This is a genomic window from Leifsonia sp. EB41 (assembly GCF_041262565.1).
In the GTDB taxonomy this organism is placed as follows: domain Bacteria; phylum Actinomycetota; class Actinomycetes; order Actinomycetales; family Microbacteriaceae; genus Leifsonia.
Genome location: NZ_JBGCCJ010000001.1, coordinates 586,059 through 611,644, shown reverse-complemented (window position 1 = coordinate 611,644; position 25,586 = coordinate 586,059). Strand labels below are relative to the sequence as shown.

The following is a 25,586-nucleotide window of genomic DNA, read 5'->3' as shown; positions in this document are numbered from 1 at the left end:
GCGTCCCCTCATGCGTCAGGCGCGGAATGCGTCAGGCGCGGAAGCGCAGCCGCAGCGTACGGGCCTCGGGGCGGAGGGCGTACTCCGGCCAGACGTCGGGGCCGCACGCGCGCGAGCCGAGGCCGTGCTGGGCGGCGTCCACGAACAGGTAGGTGGTGTTCGACTCCGGCAGCTCGTGCGGGTGGCCCGCCGCGGCGACCTGCTGCGGCGTGTGCCGGGACAGCGAGAAGCCGGGGAGCCGCCCGCGGCTGTCCGGGGACGTCGTGAAGCCGAACGCGCCCAGGTCGACCTCCCGCACGGCCGAGCGATGCCCGGTCTCCTGCGGGCGGGCGTACTCCACATTCAGGTCGGCCACCGTGGCGCGGAACCGGCCGACATACGCGGCGCGGGTGCTGTCGGGGTAGGACTCCAGCGGGCCGGCGCCGAACCACTCGGCGCCCGCCACGAAACCGCCGCGGTCGGGGAGGTCGAAACGCACGCCGACCCGGGGCCAGACGCTGGGCCAGCCGGAGGACGGTTCGATCTCCACCCGGAGGCCGAGCTCGCCGTCGTCCAGCGTCCAGACGGTCTCGACGGTGACCGAGTTCACGGCGTTCGCCGCGGAGACCCGGGTGATTGTGCGGAGGGCGCCTGCCGCCTCGTGCACCGCGACCAGCCGGTGCGTCAGCCGGTCGAGGCCCTGCTCCCGCCAGAGGCTCGCGCTGGAGATGCCGACGGTGCTCGCGTCGCTGAAGGAAAGGTCGCCGTAGGCCGCGCCCTCGTCGTTGTCGGTCGGCGCGCGGAACAGCTCCAGTCTCGGGCCCGAGACCGCGCGGCCGCCGAGGGAGACGAGCAGGCCGCGTTCGAAGGAGGCCGGCCCGAGCGTGAGCGTGCCCTCCGCCTCGCTCCAGTCGAGGGGCCGCGCCGCGGGACGGGGACGCCGGGGCGCCGATCGGTCGAGCTGCGCCCGCGCGACGACGTGCCCGGCAGGCGCCCAGGCCGTGTCGGCGGCGAGCACCGCCGTCACGGTGAGCCAGGTCTCCGCGTCCTTCGCGACCGGGACAGCGGGCAGCGGCACACGCGCCGACTCGCCGGCCTCCACCGCCGGGAGGTCGAGCGTCCCGGACGCCGCCTCGCGCCCGTCGTGCTCGACCGTCCAGCGCAGCGCCAGGTCGGCGGTGCTCGCGCTGTGCCGCCGGTTCGTCACCACCAGCTCGCCGTCGTCGAACGTCAGCGCGACCGGCTGCGCCACGGCCTTGAACTCGTGCAGGCCCGGGGTGGGCACGTCGTTCGACAGCACCATGCCGTCCATCACGAAGTTGCCGTCGTGGACGACCTCCCCGAAGTCGCCGCCGTACGCGTAGTACGGGGTGCCGTCTGCGGTCCGGGTGAGGATGCCGTGGTCGCGCCACTCCCATACGAAGCCGCCGTGCAGCCGTGGGTGCGCGTCCACCAGCGCCTCGTACTGGTCGAGTGCGCCGGGTCCGTTGCCCATCGCGTGCGCGTACTCGCAGAGGATGAACGGCTTGGACCGCTGCCGCGCGCCCTGCGCGGGCGTGCAGCCGAGCAGGGGTGCGAGCGAGCCGTCCGTGCCGATCTGCTCCGTCTCCGGGACGGACGAGTACATGCGCGAGTAGACGTCGGTGTACTCGCCGGTGTAGTCGCCCTCGTAGTGCACCGGGCGCCCAGGGTCGCGGTCGTGCGCCCAGGCGGACATCGCGGCGAGGTTCGCGCCGGTGCCCGACTCGTTGCCCAGCGACCACATCACGATTGACGGATGGTTCTTGTCGCGCTCCACGGTGCGCCGGATGCGGTCGAGGTAGGCGTCGCGCCAGCGCGGGTCGTCGCTCGGGTTGTCCCGCCAGCCGGCCTTCTCGAAGCCGTGCGTCTCCAGGTCGCACTCCAGGATCACCCAGAAACCCAGCTCATCGGCGAGGTCGAGGAGGCGGGGGTGCGGCGGGTAGTGGCTGGTGCGGATGGAGTTCACATTGAACTGCTTCATCCGGATCAGGTCGGCGCGGGCGTGCTCCTCGTCGAAGACCCGGCCGCGGACGGGGTGCGTCTCGTGACGGTTCTGCCCGTGGAAGACGACGCGACGGCCGTTGACCAGGAACCGGTCGCCGCGGATCTCCACGGTGCGGAAACCGAGGCGGAGGGAGACCGTCTCGCCGTGGGTGGAGACCGTGGCGTCGTAGAGCCGCGGGGTCTCCGCCGTCCACGGGTCCACCTCGCCGACCACGACAGGGGCGACGTCCGCGGGCGTCGGCCACACGGCCTCCACGCCGAGCTCGGGGATGCGCAGTGTGATCGGGAAGGCACCGTCCGGCGCGGTGACCTCCGGGAGGATCGTGCCCACGCCGTCCGCGAAGGCGGTGGGGAGCCACACATCCTCCAAGCCGTCGGCGGGGCGCGCGGCGAGCGTCACCTCCCGGAAGATGCCGGGCAGCCACCACTGGTCCTGGTCCTCCAGGTAGCTCGCGGCCGACCACTGGTGCACGCGCACGGCGAGCAGATTGCCCTCCGCCCGCACCTGGTCGGTCACATCGAACTCGTGGGCGAGCCGGCTTCCGCTCCCGGAGCCGACCTCCACGCCGTTCAGCCACACCCGGTAGAGCGACTCGACGCCGTCGAAGCGCAGCACGACGCGCGCGTCCGCGGTCCAGCCGGCCGGGAGGTCGAAGCGGCGCCGGTAGTCGCCGGTCGGGTTCTCGTCGGGCACGAACGGCGGCTCGATCGGAAACGGGTACTGCACGTTGGTGTAGATCGGGCGGCCGTAGCGGCCGTCGCCGTGCAGGACCCAGTGCGCCGGGACGGGGAGGGTGTCCCAGCCGCCGTCGTCCAGGTCGGCGCGCGCGACGTCGTCCGGGAGGTCGGCGGTGGGGGAGAGCCGAAACCGCCACTCGCCGTTCAGTGAGAGCGTCGGCGCGTCGGAGTGCAGCCAGGACCGCGGCGCGCGGAGGGCGCCGGAGAAGGGTGCGGTGTCGGCGAGAAGGGCGGGAGACGGCACGGGTGCTCCTTGATCGTCACTGGATCGTCACTGCGGCGTGGAAGGACTAGCATCGACGGTAGTCGAAAATGGTTCGACTGACCTAATTTGGAGGTTGGCGTGGGCGTAGGCGAGGAACCCGCGCGACGACGCGGCCCCTACGCGAAGTCGGCCGAGCGGCGGCAGCAGATCGTGGATGAGGCCTACCGCGTGTTCGCGACCCGCGGCTACCACGGCAGCTCCCTGCGCGAGATCGCCACGGCGGCCGGGATCGGCCTGAGCACGCTCCAGCACCATTTCGGCGGCAAGGAGGACCTGCTCCTCGCGGTGCTCGCGCGCCGTGACGAGCTGGGCGGCGACGTCGACACGTCGGGCGGCCGGCTGCCCGACGACCTTCCGTTCCCCGACGCCCTCGTGGCCCAGGCCCGGCGCAACGAGGGAATTCCCGGGCTCATCGCGCTCTACAGCATCCTCGCCGCCGAGGCGACTACACCCGGACATCCCGGCCACGACTACTTCCTCGGCCGGTACGCGGGCATGCAGGAGTCGTACGAACGCGAGTTCGCCGCGCTCGCCGCGACCGGCCGCCTCCGCGAGGGCGTGGACCCCGCGCTCGCCGCGGCGACGGTGGTGGCGCTGTGGGAGGGCATCCAGCTCCAGTGGCTCTACGCTCCCGAGCGGATCGACGCGGCCGCGGCCCTGCGCGGCTACCTCGACCTCGTGCTGGACACCGGGCGGCCTGCTGCGCGGTAGCGTTGCCGTGTGGACGACATGGTGCGCATCGAGGGCGGGACCTTCCGGATGGGGAGCGACGAGTTCTACCCGGACGAGCAGCCCGTTCACGAGCGCACCGTGGGTAGCTTCCTGATCGACCGGTACGCGGTCACCAACGCGGACTTCGCCCGGTTCGTCGACGCGACCGGCTACGTGACGGTGGCCGAGCGGCCGATGGACCCAGCCGACTACCCGGGGGTTTCCGCGGAGGACCTGGTGCCCGGCGCGATGGTGTTCACCGCGACCGCCGGGCCGGTCGACCTGCGTGACTGGCGGCAGTGGTGGCGATGGGAGCCCGGCGCTCACTGGCGGCGTCCTGAGGGCATGGACTCGGACGTCGCGGACCGGATGGACCATCCCGTCGTGCAGGTCGCGTTCGAGGACGCGTCCGCGTACGCGGCGTGGGCCGGCAAGCGGCTCCCCACGGAGGCCGAGCACGAGTTCGCGGCGCGCGGCGGGGTCGACGGTGCGCGCTTCGCCTGGGGCGAGGAGGCCTACCCGGGCGGCGAGGCGCAAGCGAACTCCTGGATCGGGAGCTTCCCGTACGACAACCGCGGCCGGTTCGGCGCGACGACGGCGCCGGTCGGCTCGTACCCGGCGAACGGCTACGGCCTCTACGACATCATCGGCAACACCTGGGAGTGGACGAGCGACTACTACACTCCCCGCCACGTCGTGCCGGGCCAGGAGGCCGTGGAGGCCGGCGCGCGGGTCAACCTGCTCGCGTCCGCCAGCGCCGAGCCAGGCTCGCGCATCCCGCGCCGGGTGCTGAAGGGCGGCTCTTATCTGTGCTCGCCGGACTACTGCCTGCGCTTCCGTCCGGCGGCGCGCTCGCCGCAGGCCGACGACACCGCGACCACGCACATCGGATTCCGCTGCGCCGCCTGATCTCCTTCGCCGAGGGGCACGTTGTTGTCGCTTTTCGACGTCAGAAGTGACAACGACGTGCCCCTCGGCGATGGATAGTGCGTGTGGGTGGGCTAGAAGTCCACGGCGTCGCGGAGGAGGGGGCAGGTCATGCAGTGGCCGCCGCCGCGGCCGCGGCCGAGCTCGGCGCCGACGATCGGGATGACCTCGACGCCCGCGCGACGCAGAGCGTCGTTGGTGGCCGTGTTGCGGTCGTAGGCGTAGACGACGCCTGGGCGGAGCGCCACCGCGTTGTTTCCGCTGTCCCACTGCTGGCGCTCGGTCTCGTAGTTGTCTCCCGCGGTCTCGATGACCCGGAGCTTCGGGAGGCCGAGCGCGCCGGCGACGACGTCCACGAACGCGCGGCCGTCCTCGTCGATGACGTCGACGGGGTTCGCGCCGGTGCCGGGGCGCAGCGTGAAGGTGTGCACCCGGTCCATGATCGCCGGGTACAGCGTCACCAGGTCGCGGTCGGCGAACGTGAGCACGGTGTCGAGGTGCATGGCCGCACGCAGCTTGGGCATGCCGGCGACGATGACCTGCTCGGCCGCGCCCGCCTCGAAGAGCGCCGCCGCGGTCTGCGTGATCGCCTGCCGTGAGCTGCGCTCGCTCATGCCGATGAGCACGGCCCCGTTGCCCACGGGCATGACGTCGCCGCCCTCCAGGGTCGCGTGGCCCCACTCGCGCTCGGGGTCGCCCCACCACACCCGCGCGCCCGCGAACGCCGGGTGGAACAGGTAGACGGCCTTCATGAGCAGGGTCTCGTCGTGGCGGGCCGGCCAGTAGAGCGGGTTGAGGGTGACGCCGCCGTAGATCCACGAGGTCGTGTCGCGCGTGTAGAGCGTGTTCGGGAGCGGAGGCATGAGGTACTCCTGCACGCCGGTCGACTCGCGGGCGAGCGCGATGTAGCCGGTGCGGTAGTCCTCGGGGAGGTCGGCGGTGGAGAGCCCGCCGATGAGGAACTCGGCCAGCCGCTCGGCGGGCAGGGACTCCAGGAACGCCCTGGTGCCCTCCACGAGCCCGACGCCGACCTCGTTCGGGACGACCTTGCGGTCGAGCAGCCACGCTCGCGCCTCCGGCTGCGCGACGGTCTCGGCGAGCACCTGGTGGAGTTCGAGCACCTCGACGTCGTTGGAGCGCAGGTCGGCCACGAAGGCGGCGTGGTCGCGCTTGGCGTTCTCGACCCACATCACGTCGTCGAAGAGGAGGTCGTCGGCGTTCGTCGGCGTGAGCCGGTGGTGCGCGAGACCGGGCGCGGCCACGAGCACGCGCCGGAGCTGCCCGACCTCCGAGTGGACGCCGAATGTCGTGTCGGTCACAGTGTTCCCCTTACGTGTCGTACGTGATGGTTGGCCGGTCGAGAGTGTTTGGGCGTCTTCACAATGTGATCCAGCCGACCGAGAGCGCGACGATTCCGGCGATCGCGCCGAGTATCGAGACGGCGAGAATGACCAGCTCCCGGCCGCTGAAGAGCTTCCTGCCCTGCTCGCGCCTGACCATGACGAACAGGATGGTCGCCGGCGCATAGACGATGAACGACAGCAGCACGAACGTCAGGCCGGCCGCGAACAGCAGGAATGCCGTGTAGACCGTCGCGAGGATCGTCACGACCAGATCGCGGCCCCAGCCGCGCGGCTGGTCGACATAGCTCTCCCTGGTCAGCACGAGTTTGAGCGCGTACAGCGCGGCGAGGAAGAACGGGATGAGCGTGAGCGCGCTGGTGAGGTCGAGTGCCAGGTCGAGAGCGTTGTGCGCGAAGTAGAGGATCACCAGGACGGCCTGCACGAACAGGGCCGTGAGCAGGAGCGCGTTCACCGGCACGTCCTGCTTGTTCGCCCGGCCGAGGAACCGCGGCATGTCGTGGTCCTGCGCGGCCACGAACAGCACTTCGGCCGCCATGAGCGACCAGGCGAGGTAGGCGCCGAGCACTGACACGATGAGGCCGATGCTCACGAACCAGGCGCCCCACGGCCCGACCGCGGCCTCCAGCACACCGGCCATCGACGGCTGGCGGAGCTTGGCGATCTCACCCATCGGCAGGACGCCGTAGGACACGATCGTGACCGAGGCGAACACTGCGAACACGCTCACGAAGCCGAGGATCGTGGCGCGCCCCACGTCGGCGCGGCGCTTCGCGTGCCGGGAGTACGTGCTCGCGCCCTCCACGCCGAGGAAGACGAAGACCGTGACCAGCATGGTGCCGCGGACCTGGTCGAACAGCGAGCCGGCATAGTCCGCTCCGCCCCAGTTCGCCGCGAACACGTCGGGTTTGAACACGAACAGTGCGAGCAGGATGAAGATGATGATCGGCACGACCTTCGCGACCGTGACGATGCGGTTGATCGCCGCCGCCTCCTTGATGCCGCGGCGGATCAAGAGGAAGAACCCCCAGAGCGCGACCGAGGAGATCCCGATCGCGAGGACGGTGTCGCCGCTCCCGAACGCCGGGACGACCGCCCCGATCGTCGACATGATGAAGACCCAGTAGAAGACCAGTCCGACGGCGGCGCTGGCCCAGTAGCCGAACGCGGAGAAGAAGCCGAGGTACTCGCCGAAGCCGGCCTTGGCGTACGCGTAGACACCGGCGTCGAGCTTCGGCTTGCGGTTGGCCAGGAGCTGGAAGACGAACGCCAGCATGAGCATGCCCGCGCCCGCGATGGACCAGGCGATGAGGGCGCCGGCGACGCCGGTCTCCTGCGCGAAGCGCCGGGGGAGCGAGAAGACCCCGGCTCCCACCATGCTGCCGACCACCATGCCGGTCATCGTGAGCATCGAGAGTTTCACCGGGGCGGACAGTCCTGTCTGCGGTGCTGCCTTCTGATCCGTCACGGAGCCCCCCAATTTCGCACACCAGTGAGATATACGAACCGTAACGACGCGCTTTCCCGACGGTCAAGACCCGCCGCGGGTGAAAAAACGAAACCGCCGAGTACGCGAAGAATCTGCGTACTCGGCGGTTTCGGCCGGATTTCGGGCGTACTCGCGAGTTAGGCGGCGGCCTCCACGGGGGTGGTGACGCCGCGGACGGGCGGGTGCTGGAAGGTGTCGCCGAAGACCCGCTCCGAGGCGCCCACGCGGTCGAGGTACGGCGTGATGCCGCCCATCTGGAACGGGAAGCCCGCGCCGAGGATCATGCAGAGGTCGATGTCCTCCGGCGCCTCGACGACGTGGTCGTCAACCAGCATGCGGTGAATCTCGTCGGCCAGGCCATCCTCCAGCCGGCGCAGGATCTCCTGCTCCGTCCAGGGGTTCTTGCCGCCGGCCAGGATCTTGGCCGCGCCCTTGTCGAGGCCCTTCACCTTGCCCTTGCCGTCCTTCTCCAGGAGGGTGCCGTACTCCGCCAGGCGGTGCAGGTTCTCGCTGCGGTAGAACCGGTCGGGGAAGGCCGCGTGGTGCGTGTCGAGCACGTGCGCGCCGACCTTCAGGCCCACCAGGTCGAGCAGCACGGAGGGCGCCATCGGCAGGCCCAGCGGGGCGAACGCCTTGTCCACGGTCTCGAACGGGGTGCCGTCGTCGACCGCGTGCATCGCTTCGCCGAGGACCTTCGCGAGCACCCGGTTCACCACGAACCCGGGGGTATCGGCCGTGATGACCGCGTTCTTCTTGAGGGCAGCCGCCGTGACCATCGCCGTGGACAGCGTCGCGTCGTCGGTGTGCGGCGTCTTCACTACCTCGATCAGCGGCATGACCGCGACCGGGGTGAAGAAGTGGAAGCCGACCAGGCGCTCGGGGTGCTTCAGCTTCGCGCCGATCTGCTCCACCGAGAGCGAGGAGGTGTTGGTCGCCAGCACGGCCTCGTCGGAGAGGTACTGCTCGACTTCGGCGAAGACGTTCTGCTTGACGGTCAGCTCCTCGAAGACGGCCTCGATGACCCAGTCGCAGTCCGCGAAGTCGGCCTTGTCCGTGGTGCCGGTCACGAGCGCGCGCAGGCGGTTGGCCTCGTCGGGGGAGACGCGGCCCTTCTCCAGGAGCTTGCCGATCTCGTCGTGGATGTACGCCACGCCCTTGTCGACGTGCGCCTGGTCGAGGTCGGTGATGACCACGGGCACCCGCAGCCGGCGCACGAACAGCAGCGCGAACTGGCTGGCCATGTAGCCGGCGCCGATGACGCCGATCTTGGTGACCTTCTTGGCCAGGGCCTTGTCCGGCGCGCCCGCGGGGCGCTTGGCGCGCTTCTGCACCAGGTTGAACGCGTAGATGCTGGCCTGGAACTGGTCGCCGGAGATGAGCTCGGCGAGGGCGTCGTCCTCCAGCTCGAAGCCGGCGGCGCGGTCGTTCGACTTGGCGGCCTTCAGCAGGTCCAAAGCGCGGTACGGCGACTTCGGGACGGTGCCGATGCGGCTCTCCAGCATCTTGCGGGCGATGCCGATGGCGGCGTCCCACTTGACGAGGCGCTCGACCTTGCCCGGCACGTTCGGGCGCTTGACCTCGACCGCTCCGGTGAGCACCTTGTCGGCCCAGAGCAGCGAGTCCTCGAGGAAGTTGGCCGAGTCGAAGATCGCGTCGGCGATCCCGAGGTCGAAGACCTCCTGCGGCTTCAGCATGCGGTTCTGCTTGAGCGGGTTCTCGATGACGACCTTGAGGGCGTTCTCGATGCCGATCAGGTTCGGCAGGATGGTCGCGCCGCCCCAGCCCGGGATCAGGCCGAGGAAGACCTCGGGCAGCGCGAACGCCGCCGCGTTGCGGTCGATGGTGCGGTAGTCGGCGTTGAGGCCGATCTCCACGCCGCCGCCGAGCGCGAGGCCGTTGGTGAACACGAACGACGGGACGCCGAACGTCGCCTGCTTGCCGAGCACGTAGTGGCCGAGCTGGGGGAGCAGCTTGGCGACCTCCACGCTCGGGATGTCGCCGACCCGGCTGAGGTCGGCGCCCGCGGCGAGGATGAACGGCTTGCCGGTGACGGCGACCGCGTCGATCTCGCCGCGCGCCGCGCGCTCGGTCAGTGCGTCGAAGGTGCGGCCCAGCTCCAGGAGCGTGGCCGGGCCCATCGTGTTCGGGCGGGTGTGGTCGCGGCCGTTGTCGAGCGTGACCAGCGCGAGGGTCTTGCCGCTGGGCAGCGGCACGTCCTTCACGTACGAGTGGCTGACGACCTCGTCGGTGGTGAGCTCGACGAGCGGGGAGAAGTCGATGGTGCTGTAGTCGGTCACTGGTGCTCAGCCCTTCTTCGCCGCGCGCTTGCTGTAGTGGGGGTTCTCCCAGATCACGGTGCCGCCCTGGCCGAGGCCGACGCACATCGCGGTGAGTCCGTAGCGGACCTCCGGGTGCTCCTCGAACTGGCGGGCGAGCTGGATCATCAGGCGCACGCCGCTCGCAGCGAGCGGGTGGCCGACCGCGATGGCGCCGCCCCACTTGTTGACGCGGGGGTCGGCGTCGTCGATGCCGAAGTGGTCGAGGAACGACAGCACCTGGATGGCGAACGCCTCGTTCAGCTCGAACAGGCCGATGTCCTCGATGGTCAGGCCGGCCTTCCGGAGCGCCTTCTCGGTCGAGGGGACAGGGCCGATGCCCATGATCTCCGGCTCGACGCCGGCGAACGCGAAGCTGACCATGCGCATCTTGGGCGTCAGGCCGAACTCCTTGACGGCGTCGGAGGACGCCAGCAGGCTCGCGGTCGCGCCGTCGGTGAGCGGCGACGCGTTGCCCGCCGTCACCCGGCCGTGCGGGCGGAACGGGGTCTTCAGCGTGGCGAGGCCCTCCAGCGTGGTCTCCGGGCGCATGCCCTCGTCCTGCGTGGCGAGGCCCCAGCCCTGCTCGGAGCGGATGGCGACGGACACCAGGTCCGGCTGCAGCTTGCCCGCGGCGTACGCGGCGGCGGTCTTCTGCTGGCTGCCGAGCGCGAACCGGTCGGAGCGCTCCTTGGTGAGCGCGGGGAACCGGTCGTGGATGCGTTCGGCGGTCATGCCCATGTTGAGGGCGTCCTCACCGACCATGCGCTCCGAGAGGAAGCGCGGGTTGGGATCGGCGCCGAAGCCCATCGGGTGCCGGCCCATGTGCTCCACACCGCCGGCGATCACCAGGTCGTAGCTGCCGAACGCGATGCCGGAGCCGAGCGTGGTGACGCTGGTCATCGCGCCGGCGCACATCCGGTCGATCGCGAAGCCGGGCACCGACTTCGGCAGCCCGGCGAGCAGCGCCGCGGTGCGGCCCAGGGTCAGGCCCTGGTCGCCCTGCTGCGTCGTCGCCGCGATGGCGACATCGTCGATGCGCTCCTTGGGCACGTTCGGATTCCGCTCCATCAGGCCGATCATGGCCTTGACGACGAGGTCGTCGGCGCGAGTGTTCCAGTACTGCCCTTTTTCGCCCGCACGTCCAAACGGAGTGCGGACTCCGTCGACGAACACGACATCCGTTCTATCGGCCACAGTGCCTCCCAAATCAGGTCGCTGACGATCCTAAGGAGGCCCGGACGCCGCAGTGGAATCGTTTGATTCTTTCTACGAAGCGGCTTCGGAGGCGTCGCCGGGCGTTTGGCTGCTTTCCACAAAGGCCTGGGCGATCGACTGTGCGGTTGCCTCAATCTGCCAGCGCCGCGCGCCGTGCTGGGCGAGCGCGTCGCCGACGGTCGACGGCGTGACGTCCGCCGGCGGTGCCCAGGCGACGCGGCGCAGCGTGTCGGGCGTGAGCAGGTTCTCCAGCGGGAGCGAGAGCTCCTCGGCCACGGCCGTCAGGGCGGCGCGCGCGGCCTTGAGCCGGGCGTCGGCGTCCGGGTTGCGGTCGGCCCAGGCCCGGGGCGGCGGGAGGCTGTCGCCGGTGCCGCGCAGGACGGGGAGGTCGTCGGTGGTGCGGCCGGCCTCGATCGCGCCCCACCAGCGGTCCAGTTCGGTGCGGCTGGCGCGGCCGGTGAACTCGCGCATGGCGGCGAGGGCGCGCTTGGACTCCGGCATCGCCTTGGCGGCGGCGGTCAGGGAGGCGTCCGGGACGAGCCTGCCGGGCGCGACGTCGAGCTGCTGGGCGAGCGCGTCCCTGCTGAGCCACAGCTCGCGCGCGGCGGCGAGGTTGCGGAGGCCCCGGATCGAGTGGATGCCGGACAGCCGCCGCCACGGCTCGTGGCGCGTGACGACGAGCTCGCGGGTGAGCTCGTCGGCGAACTCCTGCCGGGCGATGTCGGTCTTGCCGGCCTCCACGAGCAGCCCGGAGATCGCGTCGCGCAGGTCGGGCAGCAGCTCGACGTCGAGGGCGGCATATTGCAGCCACGGCTCGGGCAGCGGGCGGGTCGACCAGTCGGCGGCGCTGTGCTCCTTGGCGAGGTGGATGCCGAGCAGCTCCTCCACGACGGTGCCGAGGCCGACGCGCGGCATCCCGAGCAGGCGCGCGGCGAGCTCGGTGTCGAAGATGCTGACCGGGTCGAGCCCGACCTCGCGCAGGCAGGTGAGGTCCTGGGTCGCCGCATGCAGCACCCACTCGTCGCCGGCGATCGCCTCGTTGAGCTCGTCGAACCGGCCGACCGCGGGCGGGTCGAAGAGGAAGGTGCCCGAGCCGCGCCGGAACATCTGGATGAGGTACGCGCGCTGGGAGTAGCGGAAGCCGCTCGCCCGCTCGGCGTCGACCGCGATCGGCCCCTCGCCCGCGACGATGAGGTCGAGGGCGCGGTGGTAGCCGTCGCGCGTGTCGATGACGGTGTGATCAGCCACGCGGTGTCCGTCTCGTGCTCAGCAGGCTCACCCCTTCGCCCGTCGGCGGCAGGCCGGCGAGCATGCACAGCAGCTCGCCCCAGCCCTCCACGTGGGCGGCGATGTCGGTCTCCAGCGGGCTCCAGGAGGCGCGCAGCTCGATCTGGGCGCCGTCGCCCTGGGCGGCGAGCTCGCCGAAGCCGGTGGAGATGATCTTGGTCGCAGTGCCGCTTGCCGCGGTGTACTTGGCGTGCCGGGCGTCGAGTGCGTCGACCAGCCACGACCACGCGACGTCGGCGAGGAACGGGTCGAGCCCGATGTCGGTCTCCAGTGGCGCCTGCGCGAAGCAGACGATGCGGAACGGGCCGCCCCAGGCCTCCGGCTCGTCGGGGTCGTAGAGCAGGATGAAGCGTCCGGTGCCGAGATCCGAGTCGTCGCCGTGCCGCGCGGGCCGCACATCGGCCGCGAGTGCGATGGAGTACGGGGCGAGCTGGGCCGGAGCCGGGATCTCGGTGATCACGAGCTCGGGCCGCGACTTCGCAGCGCGGATGGATTCCAGCGCCGCCGCGAACTCCCTGGGCAGGTGCGGCTCCCTGGGCTGGTGCGGGTCCCCGGGCAGGTGCGGCGGGGTCGAAGTGGGTGTCGACACGCTACGAACACTAGAAGGGTTCGGGGGCAGGCGACAGTAAGGCACGCCGCCTGACGAACTCCTGAAGGCGGCGGCCCCGTGGCGCGGCTACGCTGTCGGGCATGGCGAGCACGAGCAGCGGATCGGGCGGGAACGGGGCACTCGGGAAGGCGATCGGCGTCGGCGCGGCCGTCGCCGGAGGAATCGCGCTGGTCGCGGCGGCGACCGCCGCCTACGCGGTGGCGCGGGTCGCCAGGACGGTGATCACGCCGGTCCGCCGCCGGCCGCAGCGCGAGTTCGTGCGCGGAGTGGACGAGGCGCTCGGCACCATCACCCTCAAGCGGACGCCGGACTCGGCGATGCCGGGGCGTTTCGGGCTGTGGTTCGGCTCGGAGTCGGGCTACGCCAAGCTCGGCGGCCTCCTGGAGACCACGGACGGCAGCGTCGTCCGCGAGCTGGAGCGCATACACTTCGGCGAGCTCGGGCCCGGACGCGCGCGGATCAGCGGGTACTACTACCTAGAGCCGGAGGAGCTCGGGCTGCCGGTGGAGAGCGTGGTGATCGAGACCGACCTCGGGCAGGCGCCGGCGTGGGTGTTCCCGGCGGACGGCGCTGCTGTCGGCGACCGCTGGGTCATCCAGGTGCACGGCTGGGGCGCGTCGCGGCAGGAGGGGCTGCGCGCGGTCCCGACGTTCCACGCCGCCGGCTACACCTGCCTCCTGGCTTCCTACCGCAACGACGGCGACGCCCCCGAGAGCGCCGACCGCCGCTACGGCCTCGGCGGCACCGAGTGGCGCGACATCGACGCCGCGATCCGGTTCGCCGCGGAGCGCGGCGCGCGCTCGATCGTGCTCATGGGCTGGTCGATGGGCGGCGCCGTGGTGCTGCAGACGGTCACCCGCTCCGAGAACCTCGACCTGGTGAGCGGCGTTGTGCTGGAGTCGCCGGTCGTCGACTGGATCGACACGCTCGAGTTCCAGGCGAACATGCTGCGCCTCCCCGACGCGATCGCCCAGGGCGCGATGCGGCTCATCGCCTCCAACTGGAGCGGGCCGATCACCGGGCTGGGCGCCCCGATCGACCTGCGCAGCATGGACTTCGTGGCGCGGGCGGCCGACCTCAGCCTCCCGATGCTCATCCTGCACAGCCAGGACGACGGCTTCGTGCCGGACTCGGCCTCGCGTGCGCTCGCCGCCGCACGTAGCGACATCGTGACGTTCGTGCCGTTCACGGTCGCGCTGCACACCAAGCTCTGGAACTACGACGAGGCGAAGTGGTCGGCGGCCGTCCGGGAGTGGCTGGACGAGCGCGCGTGAGCGCGCCGCACCGCCCGGTCGTGCCGCCTGCGGCGCGGCCGGGGGACAGGGTCGCCGTGCTGTCGCCGTCGTTCGCGGCGCCCGCGCGCTGGCCGGCCGTGCACGAGCAGGCGCTGCGCAGGCTGGAGGAGCTGACAGGGCTGGTGCCGGTCGAATACCCGACCACCCGCCAGCTCGGTGCGACGCCCGAGGAGCGGGCGCGGGATGTGAACGCCGCCTTCGCGGACCCCGGCATCCGCGCGGTGCTGGCGACCATCGGCGGCGACGACCAGCTCCGGGTGATCCCGCACCTCGACCGGGAGGCCGTGCTGGCCGACCCGAAGCCGTTCCTCGGCTACAGCGACAACACCAGCCTCCTGAACTGGCTCTGGTCGGCGGGCGTCGCCGGGTTCTACGGCGGCAGCACACAGGTGAACCTGGGGCCGGGGCCGCGCGTCCACGACATCCACCTGCGTTCGCTGCGCGCCGCCCTGCTCGGCGGCGACCCGATCGAGCTGACCGACCCGGGCGAGTCGGAGGACTTCGGGACCGACTGGGGCGATCCGCGCGCCCTGACCGAGACCGGGGAGCGCGAGCCGACCGAGGGGTTCGCGTGGGCGGGACCTGCGCGCAGCGTCACGGGCACGACATGGGGCGGCTGCCTCGAGGTCGTGGACTGGATACTGCTCGCCGACCGCTTCCCGTTCCCGCCGTCGGCGCTGGAGGGCGCTGTGCTGCTGGTCGAGACGAGCGAGCTGACGCCGCCGGCGCACTGGGTGAGCTACACGTTGCGCGCCCTGGGCGAACGCGGGCTGCTCGCGCCGCTCGCGGGGGTGCTCGCGGCGCGGCCCCCGGTGAGCACGTTCGAGCACCGGCCGGACGCATCCGAGCGCACGCGGCTCCGGGACGCGCAGCGGGACGCCGTCATCGAGACCGTCGCCGAGTACAACCAGGAGGCGGTGGTGTGCGTCGGCGTGCCGTTCGGGCACACCTCGCCGCAGTGGATCGTGCCCTACGGCGGGCGGGTCACCCTCGACGGCGAGAGCCGCCGGGTGTTCGCCGACTACCGCCGCGGCTGACCGGGGCCGACTGAGCTACGCCTTGACCTTCGCCCGCACCTGCCGCTTGGCGCGCCCCAGCAGCGCCGACATCCCGCGGAGGCGCAGCGGCGACACGGCCTGCGTGAGGCCGAGGGTGTTCGGGAAGTCGTCCGGCACCGCGAGCACCTCGTCGGCCGTGAGCCCGGCGAGGCCCTGCACGAGGATCGAGGCGAAACCGCGGGTGGTGGGGGCCTCCTGGGGGGCCGTGGCGAAGAGGTGGACGATGTCGTGCTCGTCCACCTCCACGAAGATGTACACCGGCGCCTGGCACTCCTCGACCCGCTCCAGCAGGTCCGGGTGGTCGCGGTAGCGCTCCGGAAGGTCGGGCAGCTCGTCGGAGAACTCCAGCAGCAACTGGAGGCGGTCGTTCTGCTCCAGCGCCTGGAAGTCGTCGCGGATCTCGGCGAGCGTGCCGGTGAGGGCGGTCATTCTTTAAGGCTACCTTCGTGCGGGCGCGGCAGGGTCAGCGTGCGGGGACTTCGCCCGGCTCAGTCCCCGTCACGATGGGGACGCGCACGGCCGAGCCCCACTCGGTCCACGAGCCGTCGTAGTTGCGGACGTTCTCGAAGCCGAGCAGGTGGGTCAGCACGAACCAGGTGTGGCTGGAGCGCTCGCCGATGCGGCAGTACGCCACCACCTCGTCGCCGGGCTTCAGGCCGGCGTCGCCGAGGTAGATGGCCTCCAGGTCGGCGCGGCGCTTGAAGGTCGCGTCCGGCGCGGCGGCGCGCGCCCACGGGACGGAGGCGGCCGACGGGATGTGGCCGGCGCGCAGCGCGCCCTCGGTGGGGTAGCCGGGGATCTCGGTGCGCTCGCCGCTGTACTCCTCGGGGGAGCGGACGTCGATCAAGGGCTTGCCCAGGTGGGCGAGCACGTCGTCCTTGAAGGCGCGGATGGTGTGGTCGTCGCGCTCCACGACCGGGTACTCGACCGGGGCCGGAGTCGGCGTCTCGCGGGTGAGCTCGCGGCCCTCCGCGATCCACTTGTCGCGGCCGCCGTCGAGGAGGCGGACGTCCTCGTGGCCGAACAGCGTGAAGACCCACAGGGCGTAGGCGGCCCACCAGTTGTTCTTGTCGCCGTAGATGACGACGGTGGTGTCGCGGGAGACGCCCTTGGCGCCGAGCAGCTCGGCGAACCGCTCCGGGCTGACGTAGTCGCGGACCACGGGATCGTTGAGGTCGGTGTGCCAGTCGATCTTGACCGAGCCGGGGATGTGGCCGGTCTCGTAGAGCAGCACGTCCTCGTCGGACTCCACCACGACCAGGCCGGGCTCGCCGAGGTGCTCGGCCAGCCAGTCGGTGCCCACCAGCCGTTCGGGGTGCGCGTAGCCGGCGAAGTCGGTCGAGGGGTCGGGGGCGATGGCCATGCTGCTGATCCTCCGGGTTAAGCTGGGAGCCTGCGAAATCGCGGGCCAGGAGTCCAGGCTACGCGGCCCGCAGCGGGTGACGAACGTCCCGTCAACACTTCTTCACACTAAAGGTGCGCATCCACACATGACGATCGAGACGACCGGAGCCCTGCCCCGCCTCGCGGACCGCTCGCCGGCGATCACCGGCGCCGAGATCGCGACGAGCCTGGTGCCGCCGTCGCAGTTCGAGCACGCCACTTTCGACTCGTACCGGCCGGACCACGACTACCCGTCGCAGTCGGAGGCCGTGGCCACCCTCAAGCTGTTCGCCAAGTCGTGGGAGCCGCAGCGCCCGGCCGGGCTGTTCAGCCGCAGCCGCCGCAAGGTGGAGGCCATGAAGCCGGGCGTGTACCTGGACGGCGGCTTCGGCGTCGGCAAGACCCACCTCCTCGCCGCGCTGTGGCACGAGGCTCCCGGGCCCAAGTACTTCGGCACGTTCATCGAGTACACCGCGCTGGTCGGCGCGCTCGGCTACGCGGGCGCGGTCGACCTCCTGCGCGGCTCCACCCTGATCTGCATCGACGAGTTCGAGCTCGACGACCCGGGCGACACCATGATGATGACCCGGATGCTGGGCGAGCTGGTCGCCTCCGGCACCCGCATCGCCGCCACGAGCAACACGCCCCCGAACGCGCTCGGCGAAGGCCGGTTCGCCGCGAGCGACTTCCTGCGCGAGATCCAGTCGCTCTCCGCCAACTTCCAGACTCTGCGCATCGACGGACTCGACTACCGCCGGCGCGACACTTCCGGGGCGGCGGTCAGCGTCGACGCCGAACAGTACGACCGGATGCTCTCGGCACTCGCCGCCCGCGGCGAGACGGCCACGAGCGACACGTTCGACGGCCTCATCGCGCACCTCGCCACCGTGCACCCGTCGCGCTACATCAAGATGCTCGACGGCGTCGACGTCATCGGGCTGGCCGACGTCCACGTGCTCCACGACCAGATGGCGGCCCTCCGGCTCGTCGCGTTCATTGACCGCGTGTACGACGCGGAGATCCCCGTCGTGCAGACCGGGACGCCGCTCAGCGAGGTCTTCGACGACGAGATGCTGGGCGGCGGGTACCGCAAGAAGTACCTGCGCTCGGTGTCGCGCATGATCGCCCTCACCGCGGGCGAGCTGCCGCCGCACGACGAGTAGGGCTCCCTCCCTGCGCCCGCCCCGGACATTCGCACGGCGGCGAAACAGACTGTTTACACAGCGCAGGGATGCGTAACACCCGCGAAACACGAGAACGCCCCTCTCGAAATCTCCCGCCATCAGACTGGCTCCACCCCGAAGCGCCCGGCTCGGCTCCGATGAGTCAGAACCCACCCCAGGGCGTCGCATAGAGAGGTAGAGACTCGCATGGTGTTGCACACAGCAGCGGACTACGCATCGACAGGGACCGTCAACGCCCTGTGGCTGCTCGTCGCCGCCGCCCTCGTCCTGCTGATGACCCCCGGTGTCGCGTTCTTCTACGGCGGCATGGTCCGCGCGAAGAGCGTCGTCTCCATGATGATGATGAGCTTCGGCGCGATGGCCATCGTCGGCGTCCTGTGGGTCGTCTACGGCTACGGCCTCGCGTTCGGGACGCCGCTCATCCCGCACGTGCTCGGCACGCCGGACTGGTTCCTGTCCAGCCTGATGGGCAAGGACGGCATGACCCCCGACCTCGGCGGCCTCGCGTTCGCCGGGTTCCAGGCCACCTTCGCCATCATCACGGTGGCCCTGATCTCCGGCGCCATCGCCGACCGCGCCAAGTTCGGCGCCTGGATGGTCTTCGCCGGTGTCTGGGTGACGGTCGTCTACTTCCCGGTCGCGTTCTGGGTGTTCAACCTGTCGCAGGGCTGGATCGCCTCCGTCCTGCACGTGAACGACTTCGCGGGTGGCACGGCGGTGCACATCAACGCCGGTGCGGCCGGCCTCGCCCTGGCGCTGGTGCTCGGCAAGCGCGTTGGCTTCCAGAAGGGCATGAGCAAGCCGCACAACGTGCCGCTGACCCTCCTCGGTGCTGCGCTGCTGTGGTTCGGCTGGTTCGGCTTCAACGCCGGATCGGAGGCCGCGGTCGACGGCGTCGCCGCGATCGCCTGGATCAACACCCTTGCCGCCCCGGCCGCCGCGACCATCGGCTGGCTGATCGTCGAGAAGATCAAGGACGGCAAGCCGACCTCCATCGGTGCGGCGTCGGGCGCGGTCGCCGGCCTGGTCGCGATCACCCCGGCCTGTAACATCCTGACCCCGGGCTTCGCGATTCTGCTCGGCCTGGTCGCCGGCGCGGTCTGCGCCGTCGCGATCGACCTCAAGTTCAAGCTCGGCTTCGACGACTCGCTCGACGTGGTCGGCATCCACCTCATCGGCGGCATCATCGGAACGCTGTGGATCGGTGTCTTCGGCTTCACCCACATCGACGGCGACGCCACCAAGCCGTTCTCCAGCCTCTGGTACGGCGGGAGCCTGGTGCAGCTCGGAGCGCAGGCCATCGGCGCCTTCAGCGTCCTGATCTACTCCTTCGTCCTGGCCTACGCGATCGGCTGGGTCATCCAGAAGACGATGGGCTTCCGGATCAAGAACGAGGACGAACTGGCCGGCGTCGACACCGTCGTGCACGGCGAGGAGGGCTACTCGCTCGAGACGGTGTGACCCGACCCACACCATCGAGCATCCGCGAACGGGGTGCCGCCTGCGGGCGGCGCCCCGTTCCGCGTGTGCGCGGCCGCTAGGGTAATGCTTGCATTGAGGCGGAAGGAGCGGGATGGCCGCCACGAGCGAGCAGGTCGACACCCTGCTGCTGTTCGTCTGCGGGGCGCTGACGCTGCTCGTCCCGTTCGGCCTCGCGTTCTTCGTCGGCGGGCTCGGCGGGCGCTCCACGACCTCCCGGGCTCTCAAGTTCGCTCTGACCGGCACGGCGGCGACCATCCTGCTCGGGGTGGCGGGCGGCTACGGGATGATCGCCGGACGGCCGTTGCTGGCTCACGTGCTCGGCGCTCCGTCGTTCGACCTCGCCGCCGGCTTCGGGGCGGCGTCGCACCGGCCCGACCTGTACGCGCTGGCCAAGGCGGGGGCGATCCTCGCGGCGGCCGCGGTGTCGGTCGCGATCGTAGGCGTCGCCGTCGCGTCGCGGATAACGCTGCGCGCCTGGCTGGTCTTCACGGTGCTCTGGTCGGTGCTGGTGCTGTACCCGGCGGGCTACGCCGTGTTCGCGCTCGACGACGGCTGGGCGACCGGCGTGCTCGGCGTGATCGACTTCGGGGGAGCGCTGCCGATCGGCGTGGCCGCGGGAGCGGCGGCCGCCGGCGTCATCCTGGCGTGCGGGCGCGGCGAGCACCGGCCTCCGGAGCAGCGCAGCTTCCCGGCCATCGCCATCGGCGGGACGCTCCTCTGGGTCGGCTGGCTCGGGCTGGTGGTCGGGTCGGAGGGGGCGGTGGACTCCTTCACCGGCCTGATCGCGATCAACGCGTTCATCGCCTCCGCCGGGGGCTGCCTGGCCTGGATGGTCGTGGACCGGGTGCTGCTGCGGCGGCCCACCACGGTGAGTGCGCTCTGCGGTGCCTTCTCCGGGCTCGTGGCGATCACACCGGCGGCCGGAGTGCTGACCGCCGGCTGGTCGCTGCTGCTCGGCGCCATCGCCGCGGTGGCGTGCGCGACCATGGTCGACCTGGCCGCGCGGGCGCGGTTCGGCGCGTCGATGGCGCTGATCGTCATCGTGACGGTCGCGAGCATGGTCGGCCTGCTCTACCTCGGGCTGTTCGCAGCGGGCGGCGGGATGGTGGACAGCGGGAACTTCGACCTGTTCACGGCCCAGGCGATCGCGGGATTCTCGGTGCTGATCGGCTCGTTCGTCGTGTCGCTGCTGCTGGCGCTCGCGCTGCGCTTCACGGTGGGCCTCACCCGGATCCGCTATCGTGCCACGAGTGAGCCGACTCCTCGACGCGATCGCGCGACTGTTCCGGCCGGCGGCGCGGAAGACTGAACGGCCGGCCTCCCGCTTCGCGCCTGCCCGCCCCGGACGCCTCTCCGGGGTCGAGCCCGGGCGCGGGGGCGTCAACGCGACGATCCAGGTCGACCCGCGCCGGCTGAAGGGCCTCCGCACCTCGTACAACCCGAAGACGGACGGCGAGCCCGACCCCGGCGAGATCGTCTGGACCTGGGTGCCCTACGAGGAGAACGACGGCCGCGGCAAAGACCGCCCGGTGCTCGTCGTGGCGGCCGAGCCCTCCGGCTCCCTCATCGCGGTCGCGCTGACCAGCCAGGCGCATCCCGGGCGTCCCGAGTACCTGGCGATCGGAGCGGGCGCCTGGGACGGCCGGGGCCGGCCGAGCTTCGTGCGGCTCGACCGGGTCTTCCGCGTGCACTGCACCGGGATGCGCCGGGAGGCCGCCGCCCTCGACGCACGCCGGTTCGCGACCGTCCGCACCGCGCTGCGGACGCTGTACGGCTGGAGCTGAGCGGCGTCCGTGACGAACGGTGAACGGGAACTGCACGGCTCCCGGCCTGCGTCACTACAGTGTCGGCATGCCTGACGACTGTTCGCACCCGCTCGACTTCGAGACCCGGCAGATCCACGCCGGAGCGGTGGTCGACGCCGAGACCCGCGCCCGCGTCACCCCGATCTACCAGACCGCCGGCTACGTCTTCGACGACTTCGACGACGGTGAGGACCGCTTCGCCGGGCGCAGCCGCTACCGCGCCTACTCGCGCAACGACAACCCGACCAACGCGGTCGCGGGGCGGCGCATCGCCGACCTGGAGGGCGGCGTCGACGGGATCGTGGTCTCCAGCGGGCAGGCCGCCATCGCCGCTGCGCTCAACGCGCTCGCCGAGGCGGGCGACCACATCCTCGCCACCCGGTCGCTGTACGAGGGAACGCGGGAGATGTTCCGCGGCATCCTGAAGCGTCAGGGGATCGCGTTCGAGTACGTGGCCGACGACGCGACGGACGCGGAGTGGGCGGCGCGGTTCCGGCCGAACACGAAGGCCGTCTACACCGAGACGCTGCCGAACCCGCTGAACCAGGTGGTCGACATCGAGCGGCTGGCCCGGATCGCGCACGCGGCCGGCGTCCCGCTGGTCGTCGACAACACCGTGCCGACGCCGTACCTGTGGCGCCCCATCGAGGACGGCGCCGACATCGTCGTGCACTCGACCTCCAAATGGCTGTCCGGACATGGATCGGTGATCGGCGGCGCGGTGGTCGACGGCGGCCGGTTCGACTGGGCGGCGCACGCGGACCGGTTCCCGCAGCTCACCGAGCCACCGCGGCCCGGGGTCGCCTCCTTCGTGGAGCGGTTCGGCGACGGTGCCTACCTGGCCTACCTGCGATCGGTGATCGTGCTGGAGTACGGGCCGACGGTGCCCCCGCTGAGCACCTTCCTGCTCTTGCACGGCATCGAGACGCTGTCGGTGCGGATGGACCGGCACGTCGCCAACGCGCAGGAGGTTGCGGAGTTCCTGGCCGGTCGGCCGGAGGTGGCACGCGTGTTCTATCCGGGGCTGGTGGATGACCCGTTCCACTCGCTGGCGTCGCGGTACCTCCCGCGCGGGGCGGGCTCCATCGTCTCCATCGACCTCGCGGGCGGCAGGGAGGCCGCTCAGCGGTTCCTCGACGCGCTGCGGCTGGTCAGCCCGATGACGCACATCGGCGACGTGCGCACGCTGGCCATCCACCTGGGCAGCACCATCCACGCCAAGCTCACCGAGGGGGAGCGGCTGGAGGCCGGGATCACCCCTGGCTTGGTGCGCTTGTCCATCGGTCTGGAGAGCCCCCGCGACATCATCGCGGACCTGGACCGGGCCCTCCACGCAGCCGCCCGCGCCTGACCTCTCCCGAACGAGGGGACGCAACACGCCGCTACGCATCGACGCTTGCGGCGTGTTGCGTCCCCTCGATCCTTTGTGGCGCGGGGTCAGGCGGGGAGGGGCGCGAGGGCGGGGGTCGCCGCGGCGACGGTCGCGGCGATGCGGCGGACCGCCTCCACCACGGTGCTCGGGTCGCAGGCCAGGTTGATCCGGGCGAAGCCGCGGCCCTGCTCGCCGAACGCGACCCCGGAGTTGAGGGCGACCCGGCCGACGTCGATCAGAGTGCGGGCGGGGTCGTCGCCGAGCCCCGTCTCCCGGAAGTCCAGCCAGGCCAGATAGCCGGCGTCGGGCCGGATGACGCGCACCGACGGCGCGTGCACGGCGAGCTCGGCCTCCAGCAGCCGGAGGTTCGTCACGAGCTGGTCGAGGAGGCCGTCGCGCCAGCGCAGGCAGGAGAGCGCCGCGACGTTGGCGTGGAGGCCGAGGATGCTGGTGCGTGCCGCGAGCTCCTCCGGGAGCCGGGTGAGCAGGTCGGCGGTGGCCGGCTCGGCGGCGACGATGACCGCGCACTTGAGTCCGGCGAGGTTCCACGCCTTGCTGGCGGAGGTCACCGTGACGGCACGGGCGCCGGCGGCCAGGGCGACAGGAGCGAACGGCGTGAAGCGGGCGCCCGGGTGGGCGAGCGGGGCGTGGACCTCGTCGCTGACGACGAACACACCGTAGCGGGCGGCGAGGCGGGCGAGCGCCTCCAGGCTGCGCCGGCTGTGACATCGGCCGGTCGGGTTCTGCGGGTTGCAGAGCAGCATGGCGTCGGCTCCCGCGGCGAAGGCGGCCTCCAGGCCGTCGAGGTCGAGCGTCCAGCCGGCGTCCTCGCGCAGCGGGACGGTGATCGCGACGGCGTCGGCCTCCTCGATCATCTCGAAGAACGGCGGATAGACCGGAGGCGTCAGTACGACGCGCCCGCCGGCCTCCGGCAGCACCAGCCGCAGCGTCTCGACCACGCCCACCGTCACGTCGGTGGCCAGGTGCACCCACTCCGGGTCGACGCCCCACGACCACGAGCTCCAGGCGAAGTCTGCGAAGGCGGGCGCCAGCGGACCGGCCGAGTCGAGGTAACCGGTGTCCGAGTTGCGGAGCGTCTCGGCGACCCGGTCGAGGATGGCGGGCTCGACGTCGAAGTCCATCTCGGCGACGAAGACCGGCAGGACGTCCGCCGGATAGCGGCGCCACTTGATGCTCGACCTGGACGCGAAGAGCTGCTCCAGGGGGCGGGCCGGTGCGAAGCTCATCGCCCAAGGATGCGGCACCGCGCCGTCGAGCGCATCCGGTCGCGTCACGGAACGTAAGGTAAGGACGGGAGAGGGTCGATCGGAGGGCCATGCGGGTCGAGGTGCTGCACATCCAGGAGTGCCCGAGCTGGCGCGAGGCCGGCGCACGGCTGGAGGTCGCGCTCGCCGAGGCCGGGATCGACGCGGCGGTGGAGTACCGGCTGCTGGGGGATTCCGCCGACCTGGCCGGGACGGTGTTCGCCGGCTCGCCGACGATCGTGGTCGACGGCGCCGACCTCTTCCCGGCGGCGGTGCCCATCCAGGAGCTCGCCTGCCGCGTCTACCCGACGCCGGCCGGGCTCCGCGGGATGCCGGACACCGCGCAGCTCGTGACGGCGCTGCGCGCGCTCGACGAAGGCGGCCACCCGGTCCGATGAGCGAGCGCCGGCCGAACGTGGTGATGATCCTCACCGACGATCACGCGTCTCACGCGATCGGGGCGTACGGGTCGGCGGTGAACTCCACGCCGCGCATCGACGAGATCGCGGGGCGCGGCGTGCTCTTCCGGAACTGTTTCGTCACGAACTCGCTGTGCTCGCCGAGCCGCGCGAGCATCCTGACCGGCACCTACAGCCATGTGAACGGTGTGACCACGCTGGAGACGCCGATCGACGCCGCCCAGCCGACGTTCGTGTCGCAGTTGAAGGCCGCCGGGTACCGCACGGCGATCGTCGGCAAGTGGCACCTGGGTCACGGGCCAGGCCACGATCCCGAAGGCTTCGACTACTGGGACGTGCTCGTCGGCTCGGAGGGTCAGGGGGAGTATTGGGACCCGCAGTTCCTCTCGGCGGCGGGGGAGCGGACCGTGCCGGGATATGCGACGGACATCATCACCGACCTGGCCCTTTCTTGGCTGGATTCGCTCCCCGGGGACGACCCGTGGTGCGTGCTGATCTACCACAAGGCGCCGCACCGGCCGTGGGAGCCGAGGGAGGGGTCACGGCCCCGGTCCGAGGCCGTGCCGCTGCCCGCGACCTTCGACGACGACTACGCCACCCGGTCGACGTCGGCGCGGAGGGCCGCCATGCGGATCGCCGAGCATCTCGCGCTGGAGGACCTCAAGGCGTCCCCGCCGGACGGCCTGAGCTACGAGGACACGGCGGTCTGGAAGTACCAGCGCTTCATGGAGGACTACCTCGATTGCGTGCAGGCCGTTGACGAGAACGTCGGCCGGGTCATCGACTGGCTCGACGAGCACGGCCGGTTCGACGACACCCTGCTGATGTACGCCTCCGACCAGGGCTTCTTCCTCGGCGATCACGGCTGGTTCGACAAGCGGCTGATGTACGAGGAGTCGCTGCGGATGCCGCTGCTGCTCAGCCTCCCGTCGCGGGTGGAGGCCGGCGCCGTGCACGACGGGATCGTGACGAACGTGGACTGGGCGCAGACCATCCTCGACGCCGCGGGCGTGGAGCCCGTGGAGCGGATGCAGGGGAGGAGCTTCTGGGGCGACCTGGTGGCCTCCCCGTCGCAGCCGCCCGCATCGGGGATGTACTACCGCTACTGGGAGCACGACGACAGCTCGCACCGGGCACCGGCGCACTACGGGTACCGCACAGGCACGCACAAGCTCATCTACTTCTACAACGACGGCCTCGGCCTGCCGGGGACGGGGAGTTTCACGTACCCGCCGGAGTGGGAGCTGTACGACCTGGAGCGCGACCCCGAGGAGCTGCACAACGTGTACGGGGATGCGTCGTATGCCGAGGTGCGGGACGAACTGACGGCGGAGATGCTGCGGGAGCAGGCGCGGGTCGGCGACCTCCCGCATCCGAGCCAGGGTGCGGGATAGGGCG

21 protein-coding genes are annotated in these 25,586 nt (G+C 71.3%); 11 read left to right on the top strand and 10 right to left on the bottom strand.

What is annotated here, in order from left to right; translation table 11 throughout:
* Positions 1 to 31: 31 nt before the first annotated feature.
* Entirely contained in the window at positions 32 to 2,986 is a 2,955-nt protein-coding gene (locus ABH923_RS03000; RefSeq protein WP_370053848.1) for a glycoside hydrolase family 2 TIM barrel-domain containing protein, read from the bottom strand.
* A 99-nt stretch (positions 2,987 to 3,085) separates the two neighbouring features.
* Here ABH923_RS03000 and ABH923_RS02995 point away from each other — a divergent pair, with 99 nt between their 5' ends.
* A complete protein-coding gene (locus tag ABH923_RS02995; RefSeq protein WP_370053847.1) occupies positions 3,086 to 3,718 on the top strand; it encodes a TetR/AcrR family transcriptional regulator in 633 nt (210 codons plus the stop codon).
* An 18-nt stretch (positions 3,719 to 3,736) separates the two neighbouring features.
* Positions 3,737 to 4,627: a formylglycine-generating enzyme family protein gene (locus tag ABH923_RS02990; protein ID WP_370057271.1), complete on the top strand. Its 891-nt coding sequence runs from the start codon at positions 3,737 to 3,739 to the stop codon at positions 4,625 to 4,627.
* 92 nt (positions 4,628 to 4,719) lie between these two features.
* Here ABH923_RS02990 and ABH923_RS02985 read toward each other — a convergent pair whose 3' ends face one another.
* The 6 genes from ABH923_RS02985 to ABH923_RS02960 all read right to left on the bottom strand — a co-directional run bounded on the left by ABH923_RS02985 (position 4,720) and on the right by ABH923_RS02960 (position 12,874).
* Positions 4,720 to 5,964 carry an arginine deiminase gene (locus tag ABH923_RS02985; protein WP_370053846.1) on the bottom strand — a complete coding sequence of 415 codons (1,245 nt, stop codon included), beginning with the start codon at positions 5,962 to 5,964 and terminating at the stop codon, positions 4,720 to 4,722.
* Positions 5,965 to 6,022: 58 nt separating this feature from the next.
* Positions 6,023 to 7,417 (bottom strand): basic amino acid/polyamine antiporter, encoded by a 1,395-nt coding sequence (locus tag ABH923_RS02980; protein ID WP_370057270.1) that lies wholly within the window; start codon positions 7,415 to 7,417, stop codon positions 6,023 to 6,025.
* A gap of 215 nt (positions 7,418 to 7,632) precedes the next feature.
* Positions 7,633 to 9,792, bottom strand: a complete 2,160-nt coding sequence (locus ABH923_RS02975; RefSeq protein ID WP_370053844.1) for a 3-hydroxyacyl-CoA dehydrogenase NAD-binding domain-containing protein — start codon at positions 9,790 to 9,792, stop codon at positions 7,633 to 7,635.
* Positions 9,793 to 9,798: 6 nt separating this feature from the next.
* Complete coding sequence (locus ABH923_RS02970) at positions 9,799 to 11,007, bottom strand: acetyl-CoA C-acyltransferase (RefSeq protein WP_370053843.1); 1,209 nt, start codon at positions 11,005 to 11,007, stop codon at positions 9,799 to 9,801.
* Positions 11,008 to 11,079: 72 nt separating this feature from the next.
* Positions 11,080 to 12,276: an HRDC domain-containing protein gene (locus ABH923_RS02965; protein WP_370053842.1), complete on the bottom strand. Its 1,197-nt coding sequence runs from the start codon at positions 12,274 to 12,276 to the stop codon at positions 11,080 to 11,082.
* Complete coding sequence (locus tag ABH923_RS02960; protein ID WP_370057268.1) at positions 12,269 to 12,874, bottom strand: DUF3000 domain-containing protein; 606 nt, start codon at positions 12,872 to 12,874, stop codon at positions 12,269 to 12,271. Before ABH923_RS02960 ends, ABH923_RS02965 begins: the two co-directional genes overlap by 8 nt.
* A gap of 131 nt (positions 12,875 to 13,005) precedes the next feature.
* On the opposite strand from ABH923_RS02960, the gene ABH923_RS02955 reads away from it, so the two are divergent.
* The gene (locus tag ABH923_RS02955; protein ID WP_370053841.1) at positions 13,006 to 14,199 is read left to right on the top strand and encodes an alpha/beta hydrolase family protein; all 1,194 of its coding nucleotides are present in this window, start codon (positions 13,006 to 13,008) and stop codon (positions 14,197 to 14,199) included.
* Positions 14,196 to 15,257: a S66 peptidase family protein gene (locus tag ABH923_RS02950; protein WP_370053840.1), complete on the top strand. Its 1,062-nt coding sequence runs from the start codon at positions 14,196 to 14,198 to the stop codon at positions 15,255 to 15,257. Before ABH923_RS02955 ends, ABH923_RS02950 begins: the two co-directional genes overlap by 4 nt.
* A gap of 15 nt (positions 15,258 to 15,272) precedes the next feature.
* On the opposite strand, the gene ABH923_RS02945 is transcribed toward ABH923_RS02950, so the two are convergent.
* Positions 15,273 to 15,707, bottom strand: a complete 435-nt coding sequence (locus tag ABH923_RS02945) for a SufE family protein (protein WP_370053838.1) — start codon at positions 15,705 to 15,707, stop codon at positions 15,273 to 15,275.
* 34 nt (positions 15,708 to 15,741) lie between these two features.
* Positions 15,742 to 16,641 (bottom strand): sulfurtransferase, encoded by a 900-nt coding sequence (locus ABH923_RS02940; RefSeq protein ID WP_370053836.1) that lies wholly within the window; start codon positions 16,639 to 16,641, stop codon positions 15,742 to 15,744.
* 127 nt (positions 16,642 to 16,768) lie between these two features.
* Between ABH923_RS02940 and zapE the strand changes: the two genes are divergently transcribed.
* From zapE to ABH923_RS02915, 5 genes are all read left to right on the top strand, one after another.
* Entirely contained in the window at positions 16,769 to 17,824 is a 1,056-nt protein-coding gene (gene zapE, locus ABH923_RS02935) for a cell division protein ZapE (RefSeq protein ID WP_370053834.1), read from the top strand.
* Between the two features lie 207 nt (positions 17,825 to 18,031).
* The gene (locus ABH923_RS02930) at positions 18,032 to 19,306 is read left to right on the top strand and encodes an ammonium transporter (RefSeq protein ID WP_370053833.1); all 1,275 of its coding nucleotides are present in this window, start codon (positions 18,032 to 18,034) and stop codon (positions 19,304 to 19,306) included.
* A gap of 112 nt (positions 19,307 to 19,418) precedes the next feature.
* Positions 19,419 to 20,636: an ammonium transporter gene (locus ABH923_RS02925; protein WP_370053831.1), complete on the top strand. Its 1,218-nt coding sequence runs from the start codon at positions 19,419 to 19,421 to the stop codon at positions 20,634 to 20,636.
* Positions 20,578 to 21,111: a type II toxin-antitoxin system PemK/MazF family toxin gene (locus ABH923_RS02920; RefSeq protein ID WP_370053830.1), complete on the top strand. Its 534-nt coding sequence runs from the start codon at positions 20,578 to 20,580 to the stop codon at positions 21,109 to 21,111. The genes ABH923_RS02925 and ABH923_RS02920 overlap by 59 nt, the downstream gene beginning before the upstream one ends.
* Before the next feature lie 67 nt (positions 21,112 to 21,178).
* Complete coding sequence (locus ABH923_RS02915; RefSeq protein WP_370053828.1) at positions 21,179 to 22,483, top strand: O-acetylhomoserine aminocarboxypropyltransferase/cysteine synthase family protein; 1,305 nt, start codon at positions 21,179 to 21,181, stop codon at positions 22,481 to 22,483.
* Between the two features lie 86 nt (positions 22,484 to 22,569).
* Here ABH923_RS02915 and ABH923_RS02910 read toward each other — a convergent pair whose 3' ends face one another.
* Positions 22,570 to 23,799, bottom strand: a complete 1,230-nt coding sequence (locus ABH923_RS02910) for a MalY/PatB family protein (protein ID WP_370053827.1) — start codon at positions 23,797 to 23,799, stop codon at positions 22,570 to 22,572.
* A 41-nt stretch (positions 23,800 to 23,840) separates the two neighbouring features.
* Here ABH923_RS02910 and ABH923_RS02905 point away from each other — a divergent pair, with 41 nt between their 5' ends.
* On the top strand, positions 23,841 to 24,167 hold the full coding sequence (locus ABH923_RS02905; RefSeq protein WP_370053825.1) for a thioredoxin family protein: 327 nt from the start codon (positions 23,841 to 23,843) through the stop codon (positions 24,165 to 24,167).
* Positions 24,164 to 25,582 carry a sulfatase gene (locus ABH923_RS02900; RefSeq protein WP_370053824.1) on the top strand — a complete coding sequence of 473 codons (1,419 nt, stop codon included), beginning with the start codon at positions 24,164 to 24,166 and terminating at the stop codon, positions 25,580 to 25,582. The genes ABH923_RS02905 and ABH923_RS02900 overlap by 4 nt, the downstream gene beginning before the upstream one ends.
* The last annotated feature ends 4 nt before the right edge of the window (positions 25,583 to 25,586 follow it).